Raw genomic sequence first — 22,807 nt, 5'->3', positions numbered from 1 at the left:
GTGTGCGCCTGTTCCGTGGGCTACCCAGCGATCGGGGGGTCTGACAGCTGCGCTGCCGAAATGTGAAAAAGGCAGCATCCAGGTGTGATCAAGACCCCCAAGTGGGTACGCGCGCACACCGTTTGGCGCGATGCCGGCGGGGTATGTCGCAGCCGTGATGCCGACGATGGTTCAACCCCTGCTGCCCGAACCGCGCGGGCCGATCTCGCTGTCCGTGATCGAGCTGCTGGCCGAGCGGGCACCCCTGCGCTACCTGACGAAAGTCGAGACCTCGCTGGCCGACGCCGATCCCGCGGGCATCGATCTGCAGCTGGCGCTCTACCTCTGCTATGAACTGCACTACCGAGGGTTCGCGGGAGTGGACGCCGGATGGGAGTGGAACCCCGGGCTGCTGTATCTCCGCGGTCGCCTGGAGGATCTCTTCCTGTCCGACGTCCACCGCGGCGTCGAAGACATCGAGCCCGGAACCAGCGCGCTCGCTGAGCTGGACGCTCTCTGCACCGAACCCGTCGGTGGCACGGGCCCGTCCTACTATCTGCGTGACAGCGGCACCTGGGATCAGATGCGGGAGTACTTCGCTCACCGCTCGCTGTACCACCTCAAAGAAGGCGATCCGCATGCGTGGGCGATCCCACGCCTGACCGGACAGGCCAAGGCGTCGTTCGTGGCCGTCGAGTTCGACGAGTTCGGTGCGGGCAAGGGGACCAGATTGCATCAGCAGCTGTTCGCCGACCTGATGGCGGCCGCCGGGCTGGACACGACCTACCTCGGCTACCTCGCCGACGTCCCGGCGCAATCGCTGGCCGTGGTGAATCTGATGTCGATGTTCGGCCTGCACCGACGGTGGCGCGGCGCTGCCGTCGGCCACTTCGCTGCCACGGAGGTGACGTCGCCCCCCGGGTCCAAGCGCATGGTGGCCGCGCTGGAGCGCATGGGCGCACCCGAAGAGTGCGCGGCCTTCTACCGCGAACACATCGAAGCCGACGCGGTACACGAACAGGTCGTCCGCACCGATGTGGTCGGTGACCTGGTGGCCCGCGAGCCCGAGCTGGACGCGGACGTGGTCTTCGGCATCCGGGCCTTCGACCTCGTCGAGGGCCGCCTCGCCGATCACCTCATGGAAAGCTGGACCGCGGGGCGGAGCTCACTCCGCCGCGCCCTGGACTGAATCCGCCTCCGCCGCCGCCGGGCGTTGCCGGCGGCGGTGGCTGGTGTCGCAGAGTGGATACGTCTTCGACCGCCGGCAGGCGCAGATGGCCACCATGAATCTGTCCGATTCCACCACCGCACCGTCCGGGAGTTCCACGCGCAGAGGGCCTTCGATCATCACGGGCCCACCCGGCACGACGCGTACGGTACGCGGGGTCTGGTCACTCACGGTGCATCCGCGCGGATCACGACGATGCGTTCCATCGTGCAGCCCTGCGGGAGCAGGCCCACACCCATCAGCCACTGCGCACGCGCGGTCATCACCGGACCGAACGGAATGAGTTGCTGCGCAACGATGTCCGCCGTCATGCCCTGATGGCGCAGCGCGGCGAGCGTCCGATCGGCGTCCGAGCACTCCGAGTGCACGATGAGCATCGTGCCACCCTCGGCGAGCAGCAGCGGCGCTGCGGCGCACATGGGGTCGAGCACCAGACGCCCGTCGGCGCCGGCGTTCCATGCCTGCGCAGGTCCGGCGTCCACCGGGATCTCGTCTGTGTCGTCGATCGGTGCCTGCGGAACGTAGGGCGGATTGGCCAGCACCAGGTCGAAGGGGCCGAATTCGACTGCGCGCGCCCAGGACCCGCGATGGACCGACAGCTCGGCACCCGCGGTCAGCGCGCTGCGTCGTGCGTGGTCGACGGCTTTCGGGCAGATGTCGAACGCCGTCACCTCGGCCGCACCGGCTGCGGCGGCGGCCAGAGCGACGACACCGCTGCCGGTGCACAGATCGGCCACCTTGGCGCCGGGGGCAAGCCCGGCCGCCACCATCGCGTCGATCAGCAGCTGCGAATCTTCCTGTGGCGGATAAACTCCGGTCGGGGTGGCGCCTAAATCCGTGTATGCGGTGGTCACGTGTCCCTGATGCCCCGTCTCCAACCGGCCAAACCCCTGTTTGTCTGACCACGCCGCGGGAATCCCGCCCGCGGCGGTCGATCCGGCCGGCCCCTACCACCTCAGAGAGGCTCCCCATGACCATCTGCGCGACGTGCGGCAACGACTACGACAAGGCATTCACGGTGACCTGGCCGGACGGCCGGTCTGCGACGTTCGACAGCGTCGAATGCGCCGCGATGCAACTCGCGCCGGAATGCGGACATTGCGGGTGCCGAATCCTCGGTCATGGCATCGAGACCGACGAGGGCATCTTCTGCTGCGCCCACTGCGCCCGCAAAGACACCAACGCCGACGTCAACGACCGCTATCCGGTGCCTGCGGGGGCGTGAGGCGTCAGAGCCGACCCACGGCGTACGCCGCTCCCTCGTTGACCATCCCGTTGACCGGGTACAGGGCGTGCGCCACGGTCGGGCCACCGTCAGGCGCGCCGGAGCAGATCGTGTCACCCTGCGCGCACAGCTGGAGGGTCTTGTCCGCATACCGCGGACCGATCGTGATGGCAGGTGCGCCGTAGCGCTCCAGGAACGGCCCTGAGGGCGTGCCGAACAGCACGACGGCGGCGACATGGTCGGCCACCTCCGGTGGCATCGGGCGCGGCGCGATGGCGGTGGGCACCATGTCGGGCACGACATCGGATGTCGTGAAGCCGGTCACCAGAGCGCCCTGGGAGTAGCCACCGAGCACCATCCGGGTGTTCGGGCAGTTCGCCGCCATCGACTCCACGTGGTCGGCTTCGTCGCGGATGCCGTCGATCACGGTCTGCGCGATCTCGGTGCGCGCTGCGAAATTGTTCGACGCGGCGTAGTCCACCGCGTACACGCCCACCGTCCGAGGTGCCGCCTGCGCGCGCACCGCGTCCACGAAGGCCTGCCCGACGCCCCCGACACCGGGTTGCTCACTGGTCCCGCGCGCGAACACCACCTCGACGTCCGGACATCCTTGGGCGGCTGCGGTGGGTGCGGCGGCGCCGGCGGACACCGCGGCGGCACCCGCGATCAACGAGGCGGCGACTCGCGCCAGCCGGCGTCTTTGGGTGGAGGGTGTCATGGGGGCTTCCTCTCTCGGGCTGACGCGCGGAGAGCAGCGCCAGTCCATCAGTACCCCCGCGTTTGCTGCCCAAACGATCGGGTGCGGGACGCACACTCGCGTCGGTTACCGTCGACCCATGTCTGACACATCGGCCGACCCGACCTCTGAGGACCGCATCGACGACGTCGCCCCCGGTGACATCATCACCGCCGATCGTGGAGACGGGGAGCGGCAGTACAAGGTCGTCCACGTCGCCGCCGGCGACACCGGGTACGTGGTCACGCTCGAAGACGACGGCGACGGCGAGACGTTCCAGCTCGAGTTCGCCGCGGGCACCCGCGTCACCCGGTCTCTGGAGTCCAAGTGGGAGTCGGCGCAGAGCCCGACCCCGCACACCGACGGGACCGAGTCGGCCTGAGCCACTCGGGGGTTCGATCGTCGGGCACTGGGTAACCGCCAGCGGAGCCGACGAAAGGATGCCACTATGCCGAACGAACTCCAGGGTCGCAGGATCGCCTTCCTGGCCACCGATGGCGTGGAGAAGGTCGAACTCGAGCGGCCCCGCGATGCGGTCACCGAGGCCGGCGGTCGCGTCGAACTCCTGTCGATCACAGAGGGCGAGATCGACGCGCGCAATCACGATCTCGAACCGGCGGGCACCTTCTCGGTCGACCGGCTGGTGAGCGACGCCGGCGTCGATGAGTACGACGCGCTGGTCATTCCCGGCGGCACGGTCAACGGTGACAAGCTGCGCCTCGACGATGCGGCCGTCGCATTCGTCGGTCAGTTCGTCCGCTCCGGCAAGCCGGTCGCCGCGATCTGTCACGGACCGTGGGTCCTGCTGGAAGCCGGCGTCGCCAAGGACCGCACGCTCACCTCGTATCCCAGCTTGCGCACCGATCTGCGCAACGCAGGCGCGACGGTCGTCGACCAGGAGGTCTGCATCGACGGCAACCTGATCACCAGCCGGTCCCCCGACGACCTGCCCGCGTTCTGCCAGGCCATCACCGACCAGTTCGCGGCGACGCCCGCCCACACCTGAGGCGGGGTGACCGCGCCGCAGGCACTCGGGCACTCTGCGTAGTCTCGCGGTCGTGGCGCGTGAGCTCATCGTCCTCGGCACCGCCAGCCAGGTGCCGACCCGGCGGCGAAACCACAACGGTTATCTCCTGCGCTGGGACGACGAGAGCATTCTCTTCGACCCGGGCGAGGGAACGCAGCGGCAGATGGTGTACGCAGGAGTCTCAGTGAGCCGTCTGACTCGCCTGTGTCTCAGCCACTTTCACGGCGATCACTGCCTGGGTTTACCGGGGGTCGTCGCGCGTCTCTCGCTGGACGGCGTGCGCAGCCCCGTCGACGCCCACTTCCCGGCATCGGGCAGTCGGTTCTTCGACCGGCTACGGCACGCCAGTGAGTTCCATGACGTCACCGACATCCGGCCACACCCGATCGATGCCGACGGGCTGATAGCGAGCGGATCGTTCGGGGAGCTGCACGCCCACCGGCTGGATCACTCGGTCGATGCGTTCGGTTATCGGCTCGTCGAGCCCGACGGGTATCGCTTCGATCGGACGGCGTTGAGCGCGTACGGGATCGGTGGTCCCGCGGTCGGCGAACTGCAGCGTGCCGGAGTGCTCGGGGTGGCCGGCCGAACCGTCCGACTGTCCGACGTCACGGCGCCCCGCCGGGGACAGCGGTTCGCCTTCGTGATGGACACTCGGCTCTGCGACGCGGTCTATGGGCTCGCCGAGGGTGCCGACCTGTTGGTCATGGAGGCGACGTTCCTCGACAGCGACGCCCGGCTGGCCCGCGACTACGGACACCTGACCGCCCGGCAGGCCGCGACAGTGGCCGCCGAGTGCGGGGTGCGGCGGCTTGTGCTCACGCATTTCTCGCAGCGGTATCCCGACACCGAACGACATCGCGCCGAGGCGGCCGAGGTCTACTCCGGTGATCTGGTGATCGCGCAGGACCTGATGAAGGTCGATGTGCCCCGGCGACAGTCCATGTCGGAACCGTGACCTCTTGATCCCCGCGCGCATGGCTCACCCCCGCGCGGGTAGGCCGAACTCATGCATGAGCTGACGAAACACTTCATCGACGCGCTGGGCCGTCTCCACGAAGGCCGTGATGTGGAGCCATTGGTCGAGTTGTTCTCCGACGACGCGACCCTGACCAAGGCGGGTCTCCCCCACCAACAACGCGGCGCCGATGGTGCGCGCACTTTCTGGACGCAATACCGCGACGTGTTCGGCGACCTGTCGTCGGACTTCTCCCATACCGTCACCGATGACGGCATCGCCTACCTGGAGTGGAGCTCGACCGGGACGCTGCGCGACGGTACCGACTTCAGCTACGACGGGGTGAGCGTGCTCGAGGGCGACGACCAGACCATCACCGCGTTCCGCACCTACTACGACACGGCGGCGTTCCTGCACGCGGAGAAGCGCGGGGAGTGAGCCTTACAGTGGCGCCATGAGCCTGGTCACCTACGAGCTCGACGATCACGTCGCCACGATCACGCTGAACCGCCCGGAGGCGGGCAACGCCATCAACGGTGCACTCCGACAAGAACTCAATGCGGCGTGGAACCGGTTTCGCGACGACGAGGACGCCTGGGTGGGCATTTTGACCGCCACCGGCCGGGTGTTCTGCGCCGGAGCCGACCTCAAGGACGGCGAGGGTGCAGTGGGGACGTTCGGCGGCACGTTCTGGGAGAAGCCGACCATCAACTCCTTCGAGAGCGGCATGGAGCTGTTCAAACCGACGATCGCGGCGGTTCAGGGACCGTGCGTGGGTTACGGTCTCACCGGAGTTCTGTTCTGCGACTTCGTGATCGCGAGCACCGGAGCGACATTCGCGTTTCCCGAGGTGACGATCGGCGTGCCCACGATCGTCGGTGCCATCCGGCTTCCGCAACGGCTGCGGTGGGCCGATGCGATGGAGCTGCTGCTGACGGGCAAGCCGATGACGGCCGAGCGGGCCAAGGACGTGGGGCTGGTGTGGAAGCTGGTGGAGCCCGACGAGTTGCTTCCCGCGGCACGGGAGTGGGCTCACACCCTGACTGCGGCTGCGCCGCTGGCGCAGCGGGCCACCAAGGAAGTGGCCTGGCGCACCGCCGACATGGGGTGGATCGAATCCGTGCGCTTCGGGGAGGTGATGCGGAAGGTGGCGGGTGCGACAGCGGATGTGGCAGAAGGCATTTCGGCGTGGCGCGAGAAGCGCCGCCCGCAGTGGAAGGCCCGCTGAAAGGTCAGGACGGGCGCATCAGGACGGGCGGGGCCGGCCGGTCAGATTTCGGATCGTCGCGATCTCAGCCGGCCGGTAGGGCGCTCCGTCACGGGTGAGCAGATCGTGGAACCATGGCGTCGGTTCGGTGGTGTACGGCCGATCCCACGAATCCCACGGGTAGTAGGTCTGCGTCTTACCCGCCATTAGACCCCATGCGAACGCTCCGACGTTGCGACGCTTGGTGATCGGCAGGATGTTCTCGACCGTGCAGTCCAGCGATCTCGCCATGTACTCGGTGCACAACAGCGGGCGACGGGTGAACGCGAGCTCGCTGATGCGGGCGTCGAACCCGGCCGGGTCGTCGTAGCTGTGGAACGAGACGACGTCGGACTGATCGAGCTGGATGCTCGCGATCTCACTGCGCAGCCGGGCGTCCGCCCACGGCCCGTCCCACACGCCGCTGGTCAGCGGATGGATGGTCCCGACAGAACGTGCCCACCGGAACACCTGGGGCAGCAGGTCGGCGACGAGTGCGACTTTGTCGGCGCGTTCGGTGTCCCGGTACTGCTTGGCGGGGTTGTCGGGTTCGTTCCACAGATCCCACCCGAGGATGCGACGGTCGCCGCGGAAGCGGGTGAGCACACCGACGACGTAGTCGTGGAGCACGCGCTTGTAGCGCCGGTCGTCGAGATTCTCCGCCCCGGGGCTCTGCACCCAGCGGGAGTTGTGAATGCCGGGTCGTGGGGCGGCCTGCCTGCCGAGGGCGGGCAGCGGATCCCAGCAGGAGTCGAACAGGACGAACAGCGGCCGTATGCCGTTGCGTGAGGCGATGTCGACGACGTGACCGATGCGCCGCAGGAAGCCGGTCGGATCCTGTATCCACAGGAGGTCGTGCAGGAACACCCGCACGGTGTTCATCCCGGCCAGCCGCGCCAGCCGTAGCTCGGCGTCGATGCGCAGCGGATCGAACGTCCCGGGCTGGAACATCTCCAACTGGTTGACCGCGTTGCCGGCGATGTAGTTGGCGCCCACCAGCCAGTCCTGTTCCTGATACCAGCGGCCGGCCCGGTCGAGCGACCAGGGCCCGTCGTCGGCCGACGCACGGGGCACCGGCGTCAGTGTCATCGCCGCCGCAGCGACGACGGAGGCCTTGAGCGCGGTGCGGCGCCCCAGGGCACCTCCGGGGGCGGAGCTGACCTGTGCGGTCGGGCGGGTCAACGCATCATCCTTCGACAGGGGATTGGACCAGGAACAAGAACGGAGCCGAACACGGACCGGCCGCCCAGTGTATCGATCCGAGCCGACCGCCTGTTACGCCGAAAACCATGCCGCACTGGCGATTTCGCTCACTGGACAGGATGGGCGGTCGATGCTGGTGACGCGCCTGTGCTATGCAGATCGGGTGACGCTCGCGCGCGATGACCCCAAGAGAGACGACGCGGCGGGCCGGCGCGCCCGCGGCGCGCTGGGGCTGATGTTCGACCGTGTCTTCGGCGCGCTGTTCTGGGGGAAGATCTTCTCGGTCGTCGCGGTGTGGACGCACGGCATCGTCGCGGCGATCGTCGTCTACGACGCCACCGGCTCGGCGCTGATGGTCGGCATGGTGGGCGTCGCACAGTTCGGGCCGCAGCTTCTGCTCACCCCGACCAGCGGAAAATGGGCCGACACCGGGAATCCGATTCGCCAGATCCTGCTCGGGCGGCTGTTCTGCGCAGCGGGCTCCGGTGTGGTGGCTGCGTGGCTGTTCACCGCGCCGTCGGCACGCGACATGTCAGCGGCGGTCGCCGTGCTGCTGGGCTCGCTACTCGTCGGTTTCGGATTCGCCGTCGGTGGGCCGGCGATGCAGTCGATCGTGCCCAGCCTGATCCGGGAGGGCGAACTGTCCACGGCCATGGCTCTCAACAGCATGCCGATGACGATCGGCCGCATACTGGGTCCCGCCGCCGGCGCCTACCTGGCCGCTCACCTGGGGCCGGCGTCCGCCTTCGCGGCGAGCGCGGGTCTGCATCTCGTGTTCGCGGCGCTTCTGATCGTGGTGCGGTTCCCGGTCCCGCCTGCGCGCCGCTCGGGCGCCGACTACCGGGTACGGGTCGCGGTCCGCTACGTCTGGGGTGATCGCCGGTTGCTGCTGGCACTCCTCGCGGTGACGGTGGTCGGCGTTGCGTCGGACTCGTCGATCACCCTCACCCCGTCGGTGGCCGCTTCGCTCGGCGGGGACGCCCGGATGGTCGGCATGCTGTCGGCGGTGTTCGGGGTCGGCGCCGCGGTCGGGATGGCACTGCTGGCGGTGCTGCGTGGCCGCATCGGTGCCGATCTCGTGTCCTGGCTCGGCCTGTGGGCTCTGACGGCCGGCTGCGCGGTGTTGGCGCTCGGCTCCGTGTTCGTCGTGGCCGTGGCCGGGTTCGCGCTGGCAGGCATCGGCTTCGGGTGGGCCATGACCGGGCTCGGCACAGTCGTACAGGAGCAGGCCCCCGAAGAGCTGCGCGGCCGCATCATGGCCCTGTGGCTGGTGGGTTTCCTCGGCTCACGCCCCTTGGCGGCCGCCGTGCTGGGCGGCACCGCCGACGCGGTCGGTGTCTACGCCGCGTTCGGGGTCGCCGCCGTGCTGTGCGGCGTCGTCGTCGTGCTGTGCAGGCCCGGTTGCATGGCCGACCAGCCGCAGGGCGACAGCTAGCCGCAGCGGGCGCGGAAGTCGACCGAGGGTTGCCGGATCGCGCGCAACGAGTCGCCGACGTCCGGTCGGCCGGCGATGTAGCTCTCGACCGCCGTCTTCATCTCGTCGCGGCTCTTGCCCCGCAAGCTGGTGAAGAAGTCGTTCACGTCCGGGTGGGTGAACAGGTAGGCAGACGTCGAAGCGGTGACCCCGGCCATCACGCCGGCCAGATCGGCGGCCGTGCAATTCGGCGGGGGTGGCGGGGCGGGTTGTGCGGACGCCGGGACCGCGACGGTCAGCAGTGCCGCTGCCGGCGCGATCGCCGCGAGGGCGGCACGGGTGAGGAGAGTGCTCATGGTGCTCCTGTCGTTGTCAGTTGCGGCCGGGCGTGAAGATGATCGAGAGCCCGCCGTCGTTGCAGTACCAGTCGTATTCGCAGGGGTACGGCCACGCGGGTCCGGTGTCGAGCGTCCCAGGACCCTGCCCGTTGTCGGTGCCGCGCACGCTGCCCTGCGAGCAGACCGTGGTGCCGTTGGAGCTCACACACTCCGCAGCGGCCGGCGCTGCGACCGCCAGCGCACCCGCGACCATGGCCGTCGGCCCGCACAACAGCGCGGCCGATCGCCGCCTAGACACAGCCGCTCACGGTGACCCGACGGCCGACGCTGGCGCAGACGTTGACGTTCGGCGGCGGGGGCGGCGGGGGCGGGGGCGCCGCGTAGTCCTCGGGCAGCGGCGCGTAGGCCCCGGGTGGCGGTACCCACGGTGCGACCGCGTCGGCGACGTTGCCGCAACCGCTCACCGAGACGAAACGGCCGCCGACGCTGCCGCACACGTCGGCCGACGCAGCAGGCGCACAGACCACGCCGCTCAGCAACGTCGCACCCAGTCCGGCCAACACGCCGACGCGGCGATGACTCAGCAGGCAGTTCATACGTGAGATTCTGACGCTGCTGTCAGCCTTCGTCCACGTTTCGCGCGCATCGGTGACGTAGTGCCCTTCGGCTACCGTGCGGATGGCAGACATGCGCACCGGGAGGGTCGATGACCGAGTCCACCACCGCGGACGCCGCCCCGTCGCGCGACGGCGCACTCGACCTGTATCGGTCCGCGGCGGTGCTGCTCGTCGTGATCGGGCACTGGCTGCTGTCGGTGATGACGTACCGCGACGGCTCCTTCGGTCGGGACAACCCGCTCGTGCTGATGCCGTTCACCCAGTGGATCACGTGGTTCTTCCAGGTGGTTCCCGTGTTCTTCGCCGTCGCCGGATACGCCAGTGCGGCATCGTGGGAGAGACTGCCCGGGCAGGCGGGCACCGCGGCCAGGCAACAGTGGATCCGTCGCCGGGTGGCCCGCACGTTGGGGCCCACCGGCGTCTACGCGGGATTCATCGTGGTGGTGATGGCGATCCTGCTGGCGCTGGGCATCAGCGGCTCCGTGCTGGAGCTGGGCGGGTGGGCCGTCGCGATGCACCTGTGGTTTCTCGCCGTGTACCTGATGGTGGTCGCGCTGACCCCGGTGGCGGTCGCCGCGCACCGGCGTTGGGGGTTGCGGGTGCCGCTGGTCCTCGGGATCTGCCTGGTGCTGGTCGACATCGTGGGCATCGCGACCGACCACGCCGAGGTCCGGATGGCGAACTATTTCTTCTGCTGGGCAGCGATCTACCAGCTCGGCATCGCTTTCCACGATGGCCGACTGAGCAGGCGCGTGCTGCTCGGCACCGCGGCGATCGCCGCACTGGCCCTGCCCGCGCTGGTGACCTGGGGCCCCTATCCGACCGCGATGATCGGCGTGCCGGGTGATCGCGTGGAGAACAGCGCGCCGCCGTCGGCCGCCCTGCTGGCCTTGGCCCTGGTCCAGATCGGCGTGCTGTTCGCTCTCGTGCCGGTTCTGAACCGGGTGCTGGCACGCGGGGTATGGCCGCGCGTGATCGCCGTCGCCAACCAGAACGTGATGGCGCTGTACCTGTGGCACATGCTGCCCGTGATCATCGTGACCCTCGTCGGCTACCCCAGCGGGCTGCTGCCGCAACCGCCGCTCGGTTCGGGCGCGTGGTGGCTGGCTCGTCTGGAATGGGAAGTGGTGCTCGCAGTGGTGGCCGCTGCTCTGCTCGCGTTGTTGCACTGGCAACGCCGGTTCGTCGCGGCCGCGCTGCCGACGGTCACGGTCCCGGTGCCGGGCGCGCTCGCGGAGGCGACGCTGTACGCGGGGACTGCGGCGTGCGCGGTGGCCCTGGCGTTGCTGTCTGCACAGGGCTTCGCGCCCGGTGGTCGCCTCCCGGTGACGGCCGCGGCGCTGTTCGTCGGGGGCGCACTGCTGGTGGCCGTGCGCCCCCGCGACCGGATTCAGTCCCGGTCGGCGTCGGGCAGCCCCTCCGGCGGCGGTGTCGCGTAGGCGGGGTTGGCCGGCGGCACGTCGTGCTCGGAATCGGGTCCGGCGTCGCTCGGGTCGTCGGGCGTGGTCATCGCTGCTGCTCCTGATCTTCGGCCACCACGTCGCGCTCGTGCTGGGTGCGCCGGGCCAATTCGTCGTCGTCGAGATGTTTGGGCGTCTTGGCGTGTTCGCGGCGATCGGGATGAGCCTCCTCGGTGGGCGTCAGAACGGCGTCGAGGTCCTCGGGGTCACCAGTGCTGGATGTCATGGCCAACGCGGTACCCGCTTTCGCCCGAGCCACGCCTGCGGTGACGGCGCTCACTGTTCGCGAACTCACACGTCAGCGAGTTGATTTACGTGGAATTAACACGGGAGCATGTCGAGTTGTGCCTGCTGGGCGGGCGATCCTCGCCCACAGGCCACACCCCCAGCACCCCGGCACCCCGGGGAACCGAAAAAGGAGTACACGCACCATGTCTGTCGCGCAGTTCCGCGCCAACCTCAAGCTCGCCAGGGATCGGCGTCGCCTGTACGCGCGGATCCGTTCACTGCCGGATTCGTCCATCCGCGACGAACTGGTGGCCGTCGCCGAACGGTACGAATCCGCTCAGAGCTGACGCCCGCAGAGCAAAGCCGGTGACCTCGGGGTCACCGGCTTTTTTGGTGGTCGTCCATGGTGACGTCCCTGGCCGCCCACAGTGCCGAGACGGCCTGCGGAACCAGCGCCAGCGCAAGCACGGTCATCGCCACCGTCCATGACCCGGTCACGTCGTGCAAGGCACCGATGGCGACCGGGCCGACCGCCGCCACGCCGTAGCCGACGCTCTGTGCCATGCCCGACACCTGGCTGGTCTGGTCGGTCGAGGTGCTGCGCAGCACCATGAACAGCAGCGCGAGGCTGATCGAAGCACCTGGTCCGGCCATCACCAGCATCGTCCACAGCGTCGGCGCCGACGTCGTCGTCAACAGGCCGACGAAGCCCACGGCGGTCAGCCCCAGCGCGCCCAGGGTGACCGCCCGCTGATCGGTAAACCTGCCCGCCACGATCGGCGCCAGCAGGGACATCACCAGCCCGGCCACCTGACCGAGGGCCAGCACGGCGCCGGCGCTGCTGGCGGTCATGCCTCGGTCCACCAGGAACTCCGGCAGCCAGGCGGTGAAGGTGTAGAAGATCAACGACTGCGCCGCCATGAATGCGGTGACAGCCCATGCGATCGGGTTGCGCCACAGCGACGTGGCCGGACGCCCGGCGCGGATCCGGTGCACGCGGCGCAGTTGCGGTGTCCAGATGACCAGGGCAACCGCCGCGAACACACCCCAACTGGCGAGCGCGAGCCGCCAGTTGCCACCCAGCGCTCCGTCGATGGGAATGGTCAGTGCCGCGGCCGCCGCGGCGCCACCCGACAGCGTCATCGAGTACAGGCCGGTCATCAGCCCGGAGTGGTGCACGAAGTCACGCTTGATCAACGACGGCAGCACGACGTTGCAGACGCCGATGCCCACACCCGCCAACGCCGAACCGGCGAACAACGCCCCCGGGGTGGGCACCAGCCGAACCGCGCTGGCGGCGACCAGGACCGCCATCGCCGCGAAGACGGTGCGTTCGATACCGAAGCGCGCCGCGCACCGGGGTGCGAGCGGCGAGACGAGGCCGAACACCAGCACGGGCAGGGTCGTGAGGAGGCCCGTGACCCCGCTTCCCCATCCGGTTGCCGCCTTGATGTCCCCGACCAGCGGCGCCACCGCCACCACGGCCGGCCGCAGATTCGCCGCGACGAGCATGATCGCGAGAGCGGACAGAATCGTCACAAGTCCCGATCGCGGCCGATGATGCGTTACCGTCGAAGACACAGCTGTCGTGCCGGGGGCCGTGCTCACTTCTTCGAGGCTCACTTCGTCCAGAGTGGTCCGACCGCTGCAGCCAAGGCAAATCGCTGAACCGCCGAACCGGCGTAGAGTGACCAACGACATCGAATGGGGGTTGACGTGCGTGAGAACGCTACCCCCGAGCTGGATGCCGTTGCTGCCGAGCTCACCTGGTCCACCACCTGGGACCACGTTCCCCATCCTGTGATCGTGGTGAACGCCGAGGGCACGGTGCGTGCCTGCAGTCCCGCGGCGCTGGCACTCCTGCCCGCCGCGATGCCCGGCGCAGCGCTTCCCGACTGCGTCCCCGGCTGGCTGGCTGCCGCACACCTCGAGCTGCCTCTCACCGCCACCGGCGACGTCGCCGGCTGTGACGTGGAGGCGCGTCCGACGAAGCTGCCCGACGGCGCCGTCGCCTGGTGGTTGTTCACCGACAACGACCGGGCCCTGCGGCAGGCCCAGGACGCGGTCGGCCGCGAACGCGACCGGGCCGCATTTCTCGACGAGGCCTCCACCGAGCTGATGGCGTCGCTGAACGTCGAACGCTGCATGGAAGCGACGGTGCGGATGGCGGCGCGCCACCTCGCCGACGCCGCGGTGGTCGTGGCGCCCGCGACACGTCGACAGATCTCGCTGGTGTGCGCAGGCCCCGACGGCGCCGTCGTCCGGCGCACCGTCGACGGCGGGCCCGAGCTCGTTCCCGGCCTCGCGGAGGCTCTGCGCGGCTTCCCGCCGGTGCCGTCGCGGTGGATCGATCCGGCCACGGTGCCCGACTGGCTCATTCCGGCGGGCTTCTCCGGTCCCGTCGGCTCGATCGTGATCACCCCGCTGCCCGGCCACGGCGTGCCGGCAGGCGCGCTGGTGCTGCTGCGGCAGACCTCGCAGATGGCGTTCAGTGACGGCGAGGAGGTGTTCGCTCGCCTCTTCGCCGCCCGCGCCGGTACAGCCCTGTCCGCCGCCCGCCTGTACGGCGAGCAGGCTGCGATCACCCGCACCCTGATGCGTGACCTGCTGCCCCCGCAACTGCACCGCTTCCACGGCATCGAGTTGGCAGGCGGCTACCGCGCCTCGGAGGACGACCACCTCATCAGCGGTGACTTCTACGACGTCCACCCCGCGGCGAACCCGGAGGACGAGACGCTGGTCGTGCTCGGCGACGTCTGCGACAAGGGTCTGGAGGCCGCACTGGTCACCGGCAAGATCCGCAACACCCTGCAGGCTCTCGCGCCGCTGGCCGACGACCACGCCGGCGTGCTGCGGTTGCTCAACAGCGCGCTGCTGTCCGCCGAGCACACGAAGTTCGCGACGTTGGTGCTGGCGTCGGTGAGCCGCCGCGACGGGCAGGTGGCCCTGCGCCTGACCAGCGCGGGACACCTGGCGCCGCTGATCGTGCGCGCCGACGGGCGGGTGGAGGAGGCCGATACGCGCGGCACGCTGGTCGGCGCGCTGCCAGAGATCAAGTCGTCCACCTTTCTGACCACTCTGGCGCCGGGTGAGACCTGTCTGCTCTTCACCGACGGGGTGACAGAGGCACACGGCGGGCCGACCGGTACGGAGATGTTCGGGGAGCCGCGGCTGACCGCCGCCCTGCGCGAGTGCGCCGGCATGCCCGCCGAGGCCGTCGTCGAGCGCATCATGATGCTCACCTCCCAGTGGGTGAAGGGCCGCCCCCACGACGACATCGCCGTGGTGGCGATCACCTCGCCCCGCCGCACCCACCTCAGTGCGGTCGACGGGCACACCGCGGGCAGGTACACGGCGTCCGCATGAGCACCACCATCGACAGGCTCTGGGCCGCACTCCTCGACGGTGACGAATACGCCGCCGCCACAACGATTCTCGAGGCCGCCGACGCGGGTGTGCCCTGCGAGGAGCTCCTGCTCGAGGTGATCGCGCCCGTGCAGCGGCGAGTGGGCACGGAGTGGGCGGCCAACCGGATCACCGTGGTGCAGGAGCACGTCGCCACCGCGATCAACGACCGGGTGATCGCGGCCCTGGCCCACCACGCCGCATGCCGGTCGACGGAGACGACGATGGGCCGGGTGACCGTCGCGTGCGTGGACGGCGAGTGGCACGCGCTGCCTGCCCGGCTGCTCGCCGAGGTGCTGCGCCTGCGCGGCTGGCAGGTCGACTTCCTCGGCGCCCAGGTGCCCACCCCCCATCTGATCGCGCATCTGCACCAGCACGGTCCCGACGCGGTGGCGCTGTCCTGCATGATCCCGACCCGCCTGCCCACCGCGCATGCCGCGATCACGGCATGCCAGGCCGCGGGGGTTCCGGTCCTCGCCGGTGGCGCCGGCTTCGGCACGGACGGTCGCTTCGCATCGCAGTTGGGGGCCGACGCATGGGCACCCGATGCCAGGACCGCGGCCGTGCTGCTGGCCGACGGCGTCCCGCGCCGCACGCCGTGCGCGCCACATCAACCCATCGACGATCTGCCGCACCTGGCCGACCAGGAGTACACGATGGTCAGCACCACGGCCGGCAACCTGGTCGCGACGACGGTGACCGAGCTGGAGACCCGGTTTCCCGCAATGCGCGACTACAACGAGCAGCAGCGGCAGCACACCACCGAGGACATCGCGCACATCGTCGACTTCCTGGCGACCGCGCTGTACCTCGACGACGATGCCCTGTTCACCGATTTCGTCACCTGGACCGCCGAGATCCTGACCGCCCGTGGGGTGCCCGCGGCGTCGCTGCATCCCGCACTCGACGCACTGGCCGCCCACCTGTCCGAGTTCCCCCGTACCCAGCGCCTCCTCGCCGCGGCACACCGTGCCCTCGGCAGGGCCCCGATCGACCAGGCAGCATCTGCATGAACCTCACGCTGAGCACCGACATCGACGGCACCTCCGCCAGGTTGACCGTGACCGGCGACCTCGACTACGGGAGCACGGCCACGCTCGTGTCGGCCGTGTGCGATGTGCTGGCCGGTTCATCCGTGGTCACCGACCTGCGCCTCGACTTCGCCGGTCTGACGTTCTGCGATTCCGCCGGACTGTCCGGGCTGCTGCTCGTGCACCGCAAGACCTCCGCCGCCGGGGTGCAGCTGCACCTCGACCACCGCCCAGCCCAACTGCAGCGGCTGTTGGACATCACCGGTGTGCTCGACCACCTCACCACCCGGCCCACCCGCGAGGCGGCGAGCGAATCCCGCAGCGTCTGAGACCGCGTGCCCGAGGGTGACACCGTCTACGCGCTGGCCCGCCGGCTCGACGCCGCCCTGAGAGACCGGACACTGGTCCGCGGAGAGCTGCGCGTGCCGGCGCACGCCACCGACGACCTCGCCGGCCGTACCGTGATCGCCCATGTGACCCACGGCAAGCATCTGCTGACCCGGTTGTCGGGTGCCGTCACCCTGCACACGCACCTGCGGATGTCGGGGTCGTGGACGGTGTCGAACGCCGGGCGGTGGCTGCCGCGGTCGGTGATGCCCGACGTCCGGGTGCTGCTCCGTACCGACGGGCCGGCCGCCTACGGCGTGAAGCTCCCCGTGGTCGAGCTGGTTCGCACTGCCGACGAGGCGCGGTGTATCGGTCATCTCGGACCCGACCCGCTGCGTGAGGACTGGGATCTCGGCGAGGCGGTGCGTCGCCTCGGCGCAGATCGGCAGCGACCGCTCGTCGCCGCACTGTTGGATCAGCGGTGCGTCGCCGGGTTCGGCAATCTGTGGGCCAACGAGCTGTGCTTCCTGCGTGGTCATGATCCGTGGACCCCGGTCGGTCGGGTCGACACCACCGCGTTGCTCGAGCTCGGGGCGCGAGCGCTGCGCCACTCCGCGACCGTGCCGGGCGCGATGCAGGTTACGACCGGGGTGCGACGCAAAGGGGAGCAGCACTGGGTGGCCGGCCGGGCGGGTCGGCCCTGCCTGCGCTGCGGGACGACGATCCGGGTGGTCGCCGAAGTGGCGAACGACCCCGAGCGCCGCCGCACCTGGTGGTGCCCGACCTGTCAGCGATGAGTCGTTTGCGCCGAGGTGGGCACCCGGAGGGGATGGAGACCATCGAGTACGCACCCGGCCGCCAGGCTGACGTCTACGGCGAGCCGGGCGATACGCCCCTGCTGCTGTGGCACGGCACCCAGACCGACGCCCGCGCCACCGTCGGACGGCTGGCCACAGCGCTGGCCGAGCGGGGTTTCGGTGTGGTGGCGCCCGACTGGGATTCGCACGCGGCTGATCACGGACGGTCGGATCTGCTCGCGTCGGTCGACTGGGTGCGCAGCCGGACGGCCGATGCCGTCACGCTCGTCGGCTGGTCGCTGGGTGGTACCGCCGCCGCGGGCCTGACGTTGCACGCCGACGACCTGGACGTGCCGCTGGCGCACACGGTGTGTCTGGCCGGGGCGTTCATGGTGGCCGACCCGATCAGCGGGGCGCCGCCCGCCGATGCGCTGCCGCGCACCGGAACGGGCACACCGTTCACGCTGCTGCACGGCCGCGCCGATGACGTGGTGCCCCTACAGGCCAGCCGGGCGTTCGCGCAGGAGCTCACGTCGGCCGGGTGGCCGGTGCGGGTGGTGGAACTCGACGCCGACCACGGCAGCATTGCCGGCGCGCGCTACGACGAAGCAGCCGACCGCTACGCACCCTCTGACGACCCGGCCGCGCTGCACGACGCACGCCAGGTCGCTGATCTCATTGCGGCTGTGCGGCAATAGTTTCCAGCGCGGCGCGGATGGGGTCGGGGATCGGTACCGCCCTGCGCTGCTCGCGGTCGACGAAGACGTGCACGAAGCGGCCGTGGGCCAGCGGCTCGGCGTCGTCCGCGCCGAAGATCGCCACGCCCCAGGTGACCGAGCGCCGGGACAACACGTCGACGCGCAGACCGGCGCGCAACTGGTCGGGATAGGCGGCCGGGGCACGGTAGGTGCACGACGACTCGACGACCAGCGCGATGACCGGCGAGGTGTGGATGTCGAGGCCGCCCTCGGTGATCAGGAAGTGGTTGGCGATTGTGTCGAAGTAGCTGTAATAGGTCACGTTGTTGACGTGGCCGTACACGTCGTTGTCCATCCACCGGGTGGTGATGGGCAGGACGTAGCCGTAACCGTCGATGCCGGCCTCGGGCATGGGCTCAGGCATAGCTCAGAGCACCGCGGAAGATGGTGGCCAACAACGCTTCATCGACGTCGATCGGGGCGTTGCCCAGGAGCCGCTGCTGCGGAAACGCCCCCGCCGCCAACGACTCGACATCGCCGTCGCCGTACCCGACATCGGCGAGCCCGGCGGGCATCCCGACCGCGGCCATGATGCCGACGAGATGCTCCGCGAGCACCTCCCCCGCATCGGCCGCGGCGGCACCCCCGACGTCGGCGCCGAGGTGCCCGGCGGCGGCGAGATGACGGGCCGGGTCGGACGGCGCGGTGATCCGGAACGCGGCCGGCGCATTGAGTATCACTGACATCCCATGCGGCACAAGCGGTTTATCACCGGGATAGCCGGAGGGACGGAACTCGCGAACCTGACCGGCCACCGCGTAGGCCATCGCGTGGGGAATGTGCACGCCGGCGTTGCCGAACGCGATACCGGCCAGCGTCGCCGCCCACATCGTCTGCTCGCGGGCCTCCCGGTCCGACGCGTCGGTCACCGCGCGCACCAGATAGCGGCCGAGCAGCGCCAGGGCTTCGCGGCTGCCGAGGTCACTCCACGGGTTGGCGCCCTGGCTCATGGGCCGGACACTCGCCCGCGACGGCGCCGCCCGCCGGGTGAAGGGCCGCGCGGTGTAGGACTCCAGCGCGTGGGAGAGCACGTCGAGTCCGCTGCAGGCGACCACCTCGCTGGGCAGCGTGTCGGTGCTGTCGGGGTCGACGAGCGCTTCACTGGGCCGCAGCGCCGGGCCGGCGATACCGGTCTTGGCGTGCATCTCGAGGAAATCGAAGATCGCGATGCCGGTGACCTCGCTGCCGGTGCCCGACGTCGTCGGGCACGCGATGTGGGGTGCCAGCGGCCCCGGCACCGGGCGGCCTTCTCCGACGGGTGCATTGACGTACGCCGCGAAGTCGGCGGGGTGGGTGGCATAGAGGTTGGCGGCCTTGGCGGTGTCGATGACCGATCCGCCGCCGACCGAGACATACCCGTCGGGACGGGTGTCCGTGGCGAAAGCAGCTGCAGCGCGGAATGATTCGTCGGTGGGTTCGACGGAGGCCTCGGCGTAGGTCACCACGTCGAGCCCGGCGTCGGAGAGCGCGCGCCGGGCGGTGTCGAACAGCTCGAGCGCGGCCACCGACGGATCGGTGAACAGTGCGACCCGCCGCATGCCCAGCGCGGCCGCCCGGTCCCCCACCTCGCGAATGCATCCGCGACCGAACGTGATGCGGGAGGCATCGACGGTGAACGCGGTGTCGAATCCGTTGGCGTGCTGACAGCTCATGGCTCGATTGTGCCGCCGTCGCCGGTGCTGCCGCGGGCGGCCCGGGCACTGACCGCCAGAGCGGCCATCACCGCGGCGATGCCTGCGGCCTCGGCGGCGGTCGGCCGCTGCGCGAGAGCGACGGCGCCGACGACTGCCGCCGTGGCGGGCAGCAATGCCAGGAGCAGTGCGAACCGGGCTCTGCCGATCGTGGCCAGCACCGGCTGATCCAACGCGTAGGGGATGGCACTGGAGAGCAGCCCGATGCCCGCGCCCCACAGCCAGGTCCGCGGCTCCGCGAGCACGGACACATCGACGGTGGCCTGCGCCCCGAGCAACACCGGTGCGCTCACCGCCGCGGCGACAGCCATGCCCACCGCCAACGAGTCCAGCCCCGTCCCCGCGTCGGCGACCCGCTTGCCGAGCACGATGTACCCCGCCCACAGCACGGCGGCGAGCACCGCGAAGGCCACGCCCGCCACGTCGACGCCGGACTGCACCCCGGCCAGCAGATACACCCCCGTCCCGACCAGTGCCGCGGCCAGGTAATCGAGGGGGCGACGGGAACCGAGGAGGGACACCGCGATCGGGCCGGTGAACTCGATGGCGACCGCGGTGCCCAGCGGGATGCGCGCGATCGCCTCGTAGAACGCGACGTTCATCGCGACGGTGACGGCGCCGAACGCGGCGGCCGTACCCACACTGCGTCTCGTCCAGCGCGATCTCCACGGCCTTCTCCATGGCCGTCGCCACGCGAGCAGGACCAGCGCGGCGCCGACCGCGCGCAGCCACGCCACGGTTGCGGGCTCGGTGGTCGCGAACAGCCACACACCGATCGCCGCGCCGACATACTGGGAGACCGCGCCGACGACGAAGAACAGCGGCACCGACCAGGCCGGGATCGGACGCACCGGCATCGACGACACGGCTGCGAGTACAGCAGACTCAGGCTTCGACGAGATCCTTGAGGCGGCGCAGGGTCTCGTCCATCGTGCGGCTCACCTGGCTGGCGGCGACGCGGTCGGCGATCAGGCCCAGCAGCCCCCCGGGGGCCTCGTAGGCCAACCGGAACGTCACCTTCGTGCGGCCGTCACCGGCGTCGCGCATCCGGAACCGGCCCCGCAGCGTGATGCCGGTGATGCCGATCCATGCCAGGTCGCGCGGCTCGTCGAATTCGGACACCTCGATGACACCGCCGATGGGGACGGAGCCCACCTTCCAGTGCACGGTGTACCGCGCACCCACGCCGGCAGGGGTGTCGGTGACGGTTTCCCATCGCTCGAGGTTGGCCATGAACTCGGGATAGCACCCGGGATCGCTGATGTGTTTCCACACCAGGTGCGGTTCGACGTCGACGACGATGCTGCGGGACAGTCGCATCGCTCCCCCTATCCGATCACCGGGAAGCGGCGCTCGGCGCCCAGCCGATCGACTGCGCCCCGCAGGCTCGCCAGCACCCGGTCGTTGATGGCGTCGTCGTCGGCGTCGGCGATCTCGGCGGCCGCGATGGGTTCCTGGACTTCGATGACGACCTTGGTGGGCAGTGGCAGTCGCGGCACGAAGTCGCTGACCGTCAGCCCCCACGGCGGGGCCAACAGGATCGGCACGCTCTTGAGCCGGGCGATCCTGTCGACCATCAGCAGCTTCGCCAGCCACTGCCCGCGGTCGAGGAACAGCGCTGCCTCCTGGCCGCCGACGCTGGCGATGGGCACGATCGGCACACCCGCTTCCCGGGCGAGCTTCACATATCCCTTCCGACCGCCGAAGTCGACGTCGTGACGCTCCCAGGACGGCCGGAACACCTCGTAGTCGCCGCCGGGGTAGACCAGCAGTGCGGCACCGGATTTCAGCGCGAGCGTGGCGTTGTCGTGGTTGGCGGCGACGGTGCCGAACTTGCGCAGCGCGCCCAGCCCCGGCATGGAGACGACGAGGTTGTGCGCGAGTTGGTAGAACGGTCGCTCGACGCCGAAATACGAGCAGAACGCCAGCGTGAACACGAAGGTGTCCGGCGGCAGGTTGCCGCCGCTGTGGTTGCCGACCATCAGCACGGGACCGTTGGCGGGGATGCGGTCCAGGCCACGCACGTCGGCACGGAAGTACAGCGATGCCAGCAACCACAACCCGGGCAGTTGCTCGAGGATGTAGTCGGCGTCGCGCTGGTCCAGATCGGCTTTCGGTACACGCGCCGAGATCTCGTGTTTGAGCCATTCCAGCGCATCACCGAACCCGGGCATGGCAGTGAGATTGACCACCATGGACCGCGGGTAAACCTGCCGCCCGTCCGGCGGCCTGGCGAACGTCGGGCAAGATCGCCGGCATGGGCTCATCCCCGACCTCCTCGCTCGCCGACGTGCTCGCCTCGCTGGAGCTGACCCGCATCGAGCCCCGCTCCTTCAGCGGCGAGCAGCTGCCGGCACCCGCCAACCACATCCTCGGCGGGCACATCTCCGCACAGGCGCTGCTGGCCGCGAGCCTGACCGCACCCGGCCGTGCCCCGCACAGCGTGCACACGTATTTCCTGCGGCCCGGCGACGCGCGCCGGCCGGTCCGGTTCGACGTCGTCGATCTGCAGGAAGGCCGCACCTTCTCCGCGCGCCGGGTGACCGCCCGCCAGGACGATCAGATCCTGCTCGAGGCCATGTCGTCGTTCTCCGCGCTGGACTCGCAGGCGGGCGGCTATCAGCCGACGTGTCCGACGGTGCCGGCCCCGGAGTCGCTACCGGTGGTGCCGCCACACGTGGCGGAGTCCTCGGCGGCGACGGCCGGGCAGTGGGCCAGCCTGCGCTGGTTCGAACGGCGGATCGTCGACACCGGGGCCCCCGATGCGACGCCGCCGGCGCGCAGTCTCATGTGGTGGCGGCCGGACGGCCCGTTGCCCGACCAGGATCCGGTGCGCACGGCGGCGCTGGTCGCGTACCTGTCGGCGGTGACGCTCACCGAGCCGGTGTACCGAGCCCGGGGCCGGATCGGAACCTCACTGCAGCGCGACCACTCGGTGTGGTTCCACGCCCCGGCCGATCTGTCCGACTGGCTCCTCTACGACCAGTGCTCACCCAGCAGCACCGCAGCCCTGGCGCTGGGCACCGGCTCGATGTTCAACCGCGACGGCCGACTGGTGTGCACGGTGAGTCAGGAGCTGTTCTTCGCACCGCCACGAGAGTGAGACCGCAGGATATCGGCGGGCTCTGAGCGGGTACTC

The 22,807-nt window shown here is 70.0% G+C and carries 30 protein-coding genes; 16 read left to right on the top strand and 14 right to left on the bottom strand.

Going from position 1 to position 22,807, the window contains the following annotated elements:
- Positions 1–157 precede the first annotated feature (157 nt).
- Positions 158–1,168: an iron-containing redox enzyme family protein gene (locus MHN84_RS10285; protein ID WP_241204574.1), complete on the top strand. Its 1,011-nt coding sequence runs from the start codon at positions 158–160 to the stop codon at positions 1,166–1,168.
- On the opposite strand, the gene MHN84_RS10280 is transcribed toward MHN84_RS10285, so the two are convergent.
- Complete coding sequence (locus tag MHN84_RS10280) at positions 1,145–1,378, bottom strand: CDGSH iron-sulfur domain-containing protein (protein ID WP_241204520.1); 234 nt, start codon at positions 1,376–1,378, stop codon at positions 1,145–1,147. The two genes, MHN84_RS10285 and MHN84_RS10280, sit on opposite strands and share 24 nt — an antisense overlap.
- Positions 1,375–2,061, bottom strand: a complete 687-nt coding sequence (locus tag MHN84_RS10275; RefSeq protein ID WP_241204519.1) for a HemK2/MTQ2 family protein methyltransferase — start codon at positions 2,059–2,061, stop codon at positions 1,375–1,377. The genes MHN84_RS10280 and MHN84_RS10275 overlap by 4 nt, the downstream gene beginning before the upstream one ends.
- A 116-nt stretch (positions 2,062–2,177) precedes the next feature.
- Between MHN84_RS10275 and MHN84_RS10270 the strand changes: the two genes are divergently transcribed.
- Positions 2,178–2,432 (top strand): hypothetical protein, encoded by a 255-nt coding sequence (locus tag MHN84_RS10270; RefSeq protein WP_241204518.1) that lies wholly within the window; start codon positions 2,178–2,180, stop codon positions 2,430–2,432.
- A 4-nt stretch (positions 2,433–2,436) separates the two neighbouring features.
- Here MHN84_RS10270 and MHN84_RS10265 read toward each other — a convergent pair whose 3' ends face one another.
- On the bottom strand, positions 2,437–3,150 hold the full coding sequence (locus MHN84_RS10265; RefSeq protein WP_241204517.1) for a cutinase family protein: 714 nt from the start codon (positions 3,148–3,150) through the stop codon (positions 2,437–2,439).
- Between the two features lie 118 nt (positions 3,151–3,268).
- Between MHN84_RS10265 and MHN84_RS10260 the strand changes: the two genes are divergently transcribed.
- From MHN84_RS10260 to MHN84_RS10240, 5 genes are all read left to right on the top strand, one after another.
- Positions 3,269–3,550: a hypothetical protein gene (locus MHN84_RS10260; RefSeq protein ID WP_241204516.1), complete on the top strand. Its 282-nt coding sequence runs from the start codon at positions 3,269–3,271 to the stop codon at positions 3,548–3,550.
- 66 nt (positions 3,551–3,616) lie between these two features.
- Positions 3,617–4,174, top strand: a complete 558-nt coding sequence (locus tag MHN84_RS10255) for a type 1 glutamine amidotransferase domain-containing protein (protein WP_241204515.1) — start codon at positions 3,617–3,619, stop codon at positions 4,172–4,174.
- Positions 4,175–4,226: 52 nt separating this feature from the next.
- Positions 4,227–5,153 carry a ribonuclease Z gene (locus MHN84_RS10250; RefSeq protein ID WP_241204514.1) on the top strand — a complete coding sequence of 309 codons (927 nt, stop codon included), beginning with the start codon at positions 4,227–4,229 and terminating at the stop codon, positions 5,151–5,153.
- Positions 5,154–5,204: 51 nt separating this feature from the next.
- Entirely contained in the window at positions 5,205–5,591 is a 387-nt protein-coding gene (locus tag MHN84_RS10245; RefSeq protein WP_241204513.1) for a nuclear transport factor 2 family protein, read from the top strand.
- Positions 5,592–5,607: 16 nt separating this feature from the next.
- The gene (locus MHN84_RS10240) at positions 5,608–6,381 is read left to right on the top strand and encodes an enoyl-CoA hydratase/isomerase family protein (protein ID WP_241204512.1); all 774 of its coding nucleotides are present in this window, start codon (positions 5,608–5,610) and stop codon (positions 6,379–6,381) included.
- An 18-nt stretch (positions 6,382–6,399) separates the two neighbouring features.
- Here the strand turns inward: MHN84_RS10240 and MHN84_RS10235 are convergent, their stop codons facing one another.
- Positions 6,400–7,536, bottom strand: coding sequence for a 1,4-beta-xylanase (locus MHN84_RS10235; RefSeq protein ID WP_374238354.1), 1,137 nt, complete (start codon positions 7,534–7,536; stop codon positions 6,400–6,402).
- 301 nt (positions 7,537–7,837) lie between these two features.
- On the opposite strand from MHN84_RS10235, the gene MHN84_RS10230 reads away from it, so the two are divergent.
- On the top strand, positions 7,838–9,037 hold the full coding sequence (locus MHN84_RS10230) for an MFS transporter (protein ID WP_241204572.1): 1,200 nt from the start codon (positions 7,838–7,840) through the stop codon (positions 9,035–9,037).
- Here MHN84_RS10230 and MHN84_RS10225 read toward each other — a convergent pair.
- From MHN84_RS10225 to MHN84_RS10215, 3 genes are read right to left on the bottom strand one after another with little or no spacing between them, the layout of a single operon-like run.
- Entirely contained in the window at positions 9,034–9,372 is a 339-nt protein-coding gene (locus MHN84_RS10225) for a heme-binding protein (protein ID WP_241204511.1), read from the bottom strand. The genes MHN84_RS10230 and MHN84_RS10225 overlap by 4 nt on opposite strands.
- Positions 9,373–9,388: 16 nt before the next feature.
- Complete coding sequence (locus tag MHN84_RS10220) at positions 9,389–9,652, bottom strand: hypothetical protein (protein WP_241204510.1); 264 nt, start codon at positions 9,650–9,652, stop codon at positions 9,389–9,391.
- On the bottom strand, positions 9,645–9,950 hold the full coding sequence (locus MHN84_RS10215) for a hypothetical protein (protein WP_241204509.1): 306 nt from the start codon (positions 9,948–9,950) through the stop codon (positions 9,645–9,647). Before MHN84_RS10215 ends, MHN84_RS10220 begins: the two co-directional genes overlap by 8 nt.
- Positions 9,951–10,060: 110 nt before the next feature.
- On the opposite strand from MHN84_RS10215, the gene MHN84_RS10210 reads away from it, so the two are divergent.
- Entirely contained in the window at positions 10,061–11,410 is a 1,350-nt protein-coding gene (locus tag MHN84_RS10210; protein WP_241204508.1) for an acyltransferase, read from the top strand.
- 67 nt (positions 11,411–11,477) lie between these two features.
- Here MHN84_RS10210 and MHN84_RS10205 read toward each other — a convergent pair whose 3' ends face one another.
- A complete protein-coding gene (locus MHN84_RS10205) occupies positions 11,478–11,657 on the bottom strand; it encodes a hypothetical protein (protein ID WP_241204507.1) in 180 nt (59 codons plus the stop codon).
- A 205-nt stretch (positions 11,658–11,862) separates the two neighbouring features.
- Here MHN84_RS10205 and MHN84_RS10200 point away from each other — a divergent pair, with 205 nt between their 5' ends.
- The gene (locus MHN84_RS10200; protein ID WP_162938453.1) at positions 11,863–12,006 is read left to right on the top strand and encodes a hypothetical protein; all 144 of its coding nucleotides are present in this window, start codon (positions 11,863–11,865) and stop codon (positions 12,004–12,006) included.
- Between the two features lie 31 nt (positions 12,007–12,037).
- On the opposite strand, the gene MHN84_RS10195 is transcribed toward MHN84_RS10200, so the two are convergent.
- Positions 12,038–13,240, bottom strand: coding sequence for a CynX/NimT family MFS transporter (locus MHN84_RS10195; protein ID WP_374238353.1), 1,203 nt, complete (start codon positions 13,238–13,240; stop codon positions 12,038–12,040).
- Between the two features lie 123 nt (positions 13,241–13,363).
- Here MHN84_RS10195 and MHN84_RS10190 point away from each other — a divergent pair, with 123 nt between their 5' ends.
- From MHN84_RS10190 to MHN84_RS10170, 5 genes are read left to right on the top strand one after another with little or no spacing between them, the layout of a single operon-like run.
- Positions 13,364–15,025 carry a PP2C family protein-serine/threonine phosphatase gene (locus MHN84_RS10190; protein WP_374238348.1) on the top strand — a complete coding sequence of 554 codons (1,662 nt, stop codon included), beginning with the start codon at positions 13,364–13,366 and terminating at the stop codon, positions 15,023–15,025.
- Complete coding sequence (locus MHN84_RS10185) at positions 15,022–16,077, top strand: B12-binding domain-containing protein (protein WP_241204506.1); 1,056 nt, start codon at positions 15,022–15,024, stop codon at positions 16,075–16,077. The genes MHN84_RS10190 and MHN84_RS10185 overlap by 4 nt, the downstream gene beginning before the upstream one ends.
- Complete coding sequence (locus MHN84_RS10180; protein WP_241204505.1) at positions 16,074–16,424, top strand: STAS domain-containing protein; 351 nt, start codon at positions 16,074–16,076, stop codon at positions 16,422–16,424. The genes MHN84_RS10185 and MHN84_RS10180 overlap by 4 nt, the downstream gene beginning before the upstream one ends.
- Before the next feature lie 6 nt (positions 16,425–16,430).
- Positions 16,431–17,219, top strand: coding sequence for a DNA-formamidopyrimidine glycosylase family protein (locus MHN84_RS10175; RefSeq protein WP_241204504.1), 789 nt, complete (start codon positions 16,431–16,433; stop codon positions 17,217–17,219).
- Between the two features lie 32 nt (positions 17,220–17,251).
- Positions 17,252–17,917 (top strand): esterase, encoded by a 666-nt coding sequence (locus MHN84_RS10170; RefSeq protein ID WP_241204503.1) that lies wholly within the window; start codon positions 17,252–17,254, stop codon positions 17,915–17,917.
- On the opposite strand, the gene MHN84_RS10165 is transcribed toward MHN84_RS10170, so the two are convergent.
- The 5 genes from MHN84_RS10165 to MHN84_RS10145 are packed head-to-tail and all read right to left on the bottom strand — an operon-like array spanning position 17,895 to position 21,842.
- Positions 17,895–18,341, bottom strand: a complete 447-nt coding sequence (locus MHN84_RS10165; RefSeq protein ID WP_241204502.1) for a thioesterase family protein — start codon at positions 18,339–18,341, stop codon at positions 17,895–17,897. The two genes, MHN84_RS10170 and MHN84_RS10165, sit on opposite strands and share 23 nt — an antisense overlap.
- Positions 18,334–19,629, bottom strand: a complete 1,296-nt coding sequence (locus MHN84_RS10160; protein ID WP_241204501.1) for a hydroxyacid-oxoacid transhydrogenase — start codon at positions 19,627–19,629, stop codon at positions 18,334–18,336. Before MHN84_RS10160 ends, MHN84_RS10165 begins: the two co-directional genes overlap by 8 nt.
- Complete coding sequence (locus MHN84_RS10155) at positions 19,626–20,525, bottom strand: DMT family transporter (RefSeq protein WP_241204569.1); 900 nt, start codon at positions 20,523–20,525, stop codon at positions 19,626–19,628. The genes MHN84_RS10160 and MHN84_RS10155 overlap by 4 nt, the downstream gene beginning before the upstream one ends.
- A 28-nt stretch (positions 20,526–20,553) precedes the next feature.
- Positions 20,554–20,988 (bottom strand): SRPBCC family protein, encoded by a 435-nt coding sequence (locus MHN84_RS10150; protein ID WP_241204500.1) that lies wholly within the window; start codon positions 20,986–20,988, stop codon positions 20,554–20,556.
- A gap of 8 nt (positions 20,989–20,996) precedes the next feature.
- Complete coding sequence (locus MHN84_RS10145; RefSeq protein ID WP_241204499.1) at positions 20,997–21,842, bottom strand: 1-acyl-sn-glycerol-3-phosphate acyltransferase; 846 nt, start codon at positions 21,840–21,842, stop codon at positions 20,997–20,999.
- A gap of 83 nt (positions 21,843–21,925) precedes the next feature.
- Here MHN84_RS10145 and MHN84_RS10140 point away from each other — a divergent pair, with 83 nt between their 5' ends.
- The gene (locus MHN84_RS10140) at positions 21,926–22,771 is read left to right on the top strand and encodes an acyl-CoA thioesterase II (protein WP_241204498.1); all 846 of its coding nucleotides are present in this window, start codon (positions 21,926–21,928) and stop codon (positions 22,769–22,771) included.
- The last annotated feature ends 36 nt before the right edge of the window (positions 22,772–22,807 follow it).

The organism is Mycobacterium sp. PSTR-4-N (assembly GCF_022348085.1).
Lineage (GTDB): Bacteria > Actinomycetota > Actinomycetes > Mycobacteriales > Mycobacteriaceae > Mycobacterium.
The sequence above is the reverse complement of the archived record's forward strand: the minus strand, read 5'-3'. Positions and strand labels throughout refer to the sequence as shown.

Coding starts and splice junctions, on each gene's coding strand:
- MHN84_RS10285 (WP_241204574.1), top strand. CDS start 158: ATGCCGACGATGGTTCAACCCCTGCTGCCCGAACCGCGCGGGCCGATC.
- MHN84_RS10270 (WP_241204518.1), top strand. CDS start 2,178: ATGACCATCTGCGCGACGTGCGGCAACGACTACGACAAGGCATTCACG.
- MHN84_RS10265 (WP_241204517.1), bottom strand. CDS start 3,150: ATGACACCCTCCACCCAAAGACGCCGGCTGGCGCGAGTCGCCGCCTCG.
- MHN84_RS10260 (WP_241204516.1), top strand. CDS start 3,269: ATGTCTGACACATCGGCCGACCCGACCTCTGAGGACCGCATCGACGAC.
- MHN84_RS10255 (WP_241204515.1), top strand. CDS start 3,617: ATGCCGAACGAACTCCAGGGTCGCAGGATCGCCTTCCTGGCCACCGAT.
- MHN84_RS10245 (WP_241204513.1), top strand. CDS start 5,205: ATGCATGAGCTGACGAAACACTTCATCGACGCGCTGGGCCGTCTCCAC.
- MHN84_RS10240 (WP_241204512.1), top strand. CDS start 5,608: ATGAGCCTGGTCACCTACGAGCTCGACGATCACGTCGCCACGATCACG.
- MHN84_RS10230 (WP_241204572.1), top strand. CDS start 7,838: ATGTTCGACCGTGTCTTCGGCGCGCTGTTCTGGGGGAAGATCTTCTCG.
- MHN84_RS10225 (WP_241204511.1), bottom strand. CDS start 9,372: ATGAGCACTCTCCTCACCCGTGCCGCCCTCGCGGCGATCGCGCCGGCA.
- MHN84_RS10215 (WP_241204509.1), bottom strand. CDS start 9,950: ATGAACTGCCTGCTGAGTCATCGCCGCGTCGGCGTGTTGGCCGGACTG.
- MHN84_RS10210 (WP_241204508.1), top strand. CDS start 10,061: ATGACCGAGTCCACCACCGCGGACGCCGCCCCGTCGCGCGACGGCGCA.
- MHN84_RS10205 (WP_241204507.1), bottom strand. CDS start 11,657: ATGACATCCAGCACTGGTGACCCCGAGGACCTCGACGCCGTTCTGACG.
- MHN84_RS10200 (WP_162938453.1), top strand. CDS start 11,863: ATGTCTGTCGCGCAGTTCCGCGCCAACCTCAAGCTCGCCAGGGATCGG.
- MHN84_RS10190 (WP_374238348.1), top strand. CDS start 13,364: ATGGGGGTTGACGTGCGTGAGAACGCTACCCCCGAGCTGGATGCCGTT.
- MHN84_RS10185 (WP_241204506.1), top strand. CDS start 15,022: ATGAGCACCACCATCGACAGGCTCTGGGCCGCACTCCTCGACGGTGAC.
- MHN84_RS10180 (WP_241204505.1), top strand. CDS start 16,074: ATGAACCTCACGCTGAGCACCGACATCGACGGCACCTCCGCCAGGTTG.
- MHN84_RS10170 (WP_241204503.1), top strand. CDS start 17,252: ATGGAGACCATCGAGTACGCACCCGGCCGCCAGGCTGACGTCTACGGC.
- MHN84_RS10165 (WP_241204502.1), bottom strand. CDS start 18,341: ATGCCTGAGCCCATGCCCGAGGCCGGCATCGACGGTTACGGCTACGTC.
- MHN84_RS10160 (WP_241204501.1), bottom strand. CDS start 19,629: ATGAGCTGTCAGCACGCCAACGGATTCGACACCGCGTTCACCGTCGAT.
- MHN84_RS10155 (WP_241204569.1), bottom strand. CDS start 20,525: ATGCCGGTGCGTCCGATCCCGGCCTGGTCGGTGCCGCTGTTCTTCGTC.
- MHN84_RS10150 (WP_241204500.1), bottom strand. CDS start 20,988: ATGCGACTGTCCCGCAGCATCGTCGTCGACGTCGAACCGCACCTGGTG.
- MHN84_RS10145 (WP_241204499.1), bottom strand. CDS start 21,842: ATGCCCGGGTTCGGTGATGCGCTGGAATGGCTCAAACACGAGATCTCG.
- MHN84_RS10140 (WP_241204498.1), top strand. CDS start 21,926: ATGGGCTCATCCCCGACCTCCTCGCTCGCCGACGTGCTCGCCTCGCTG.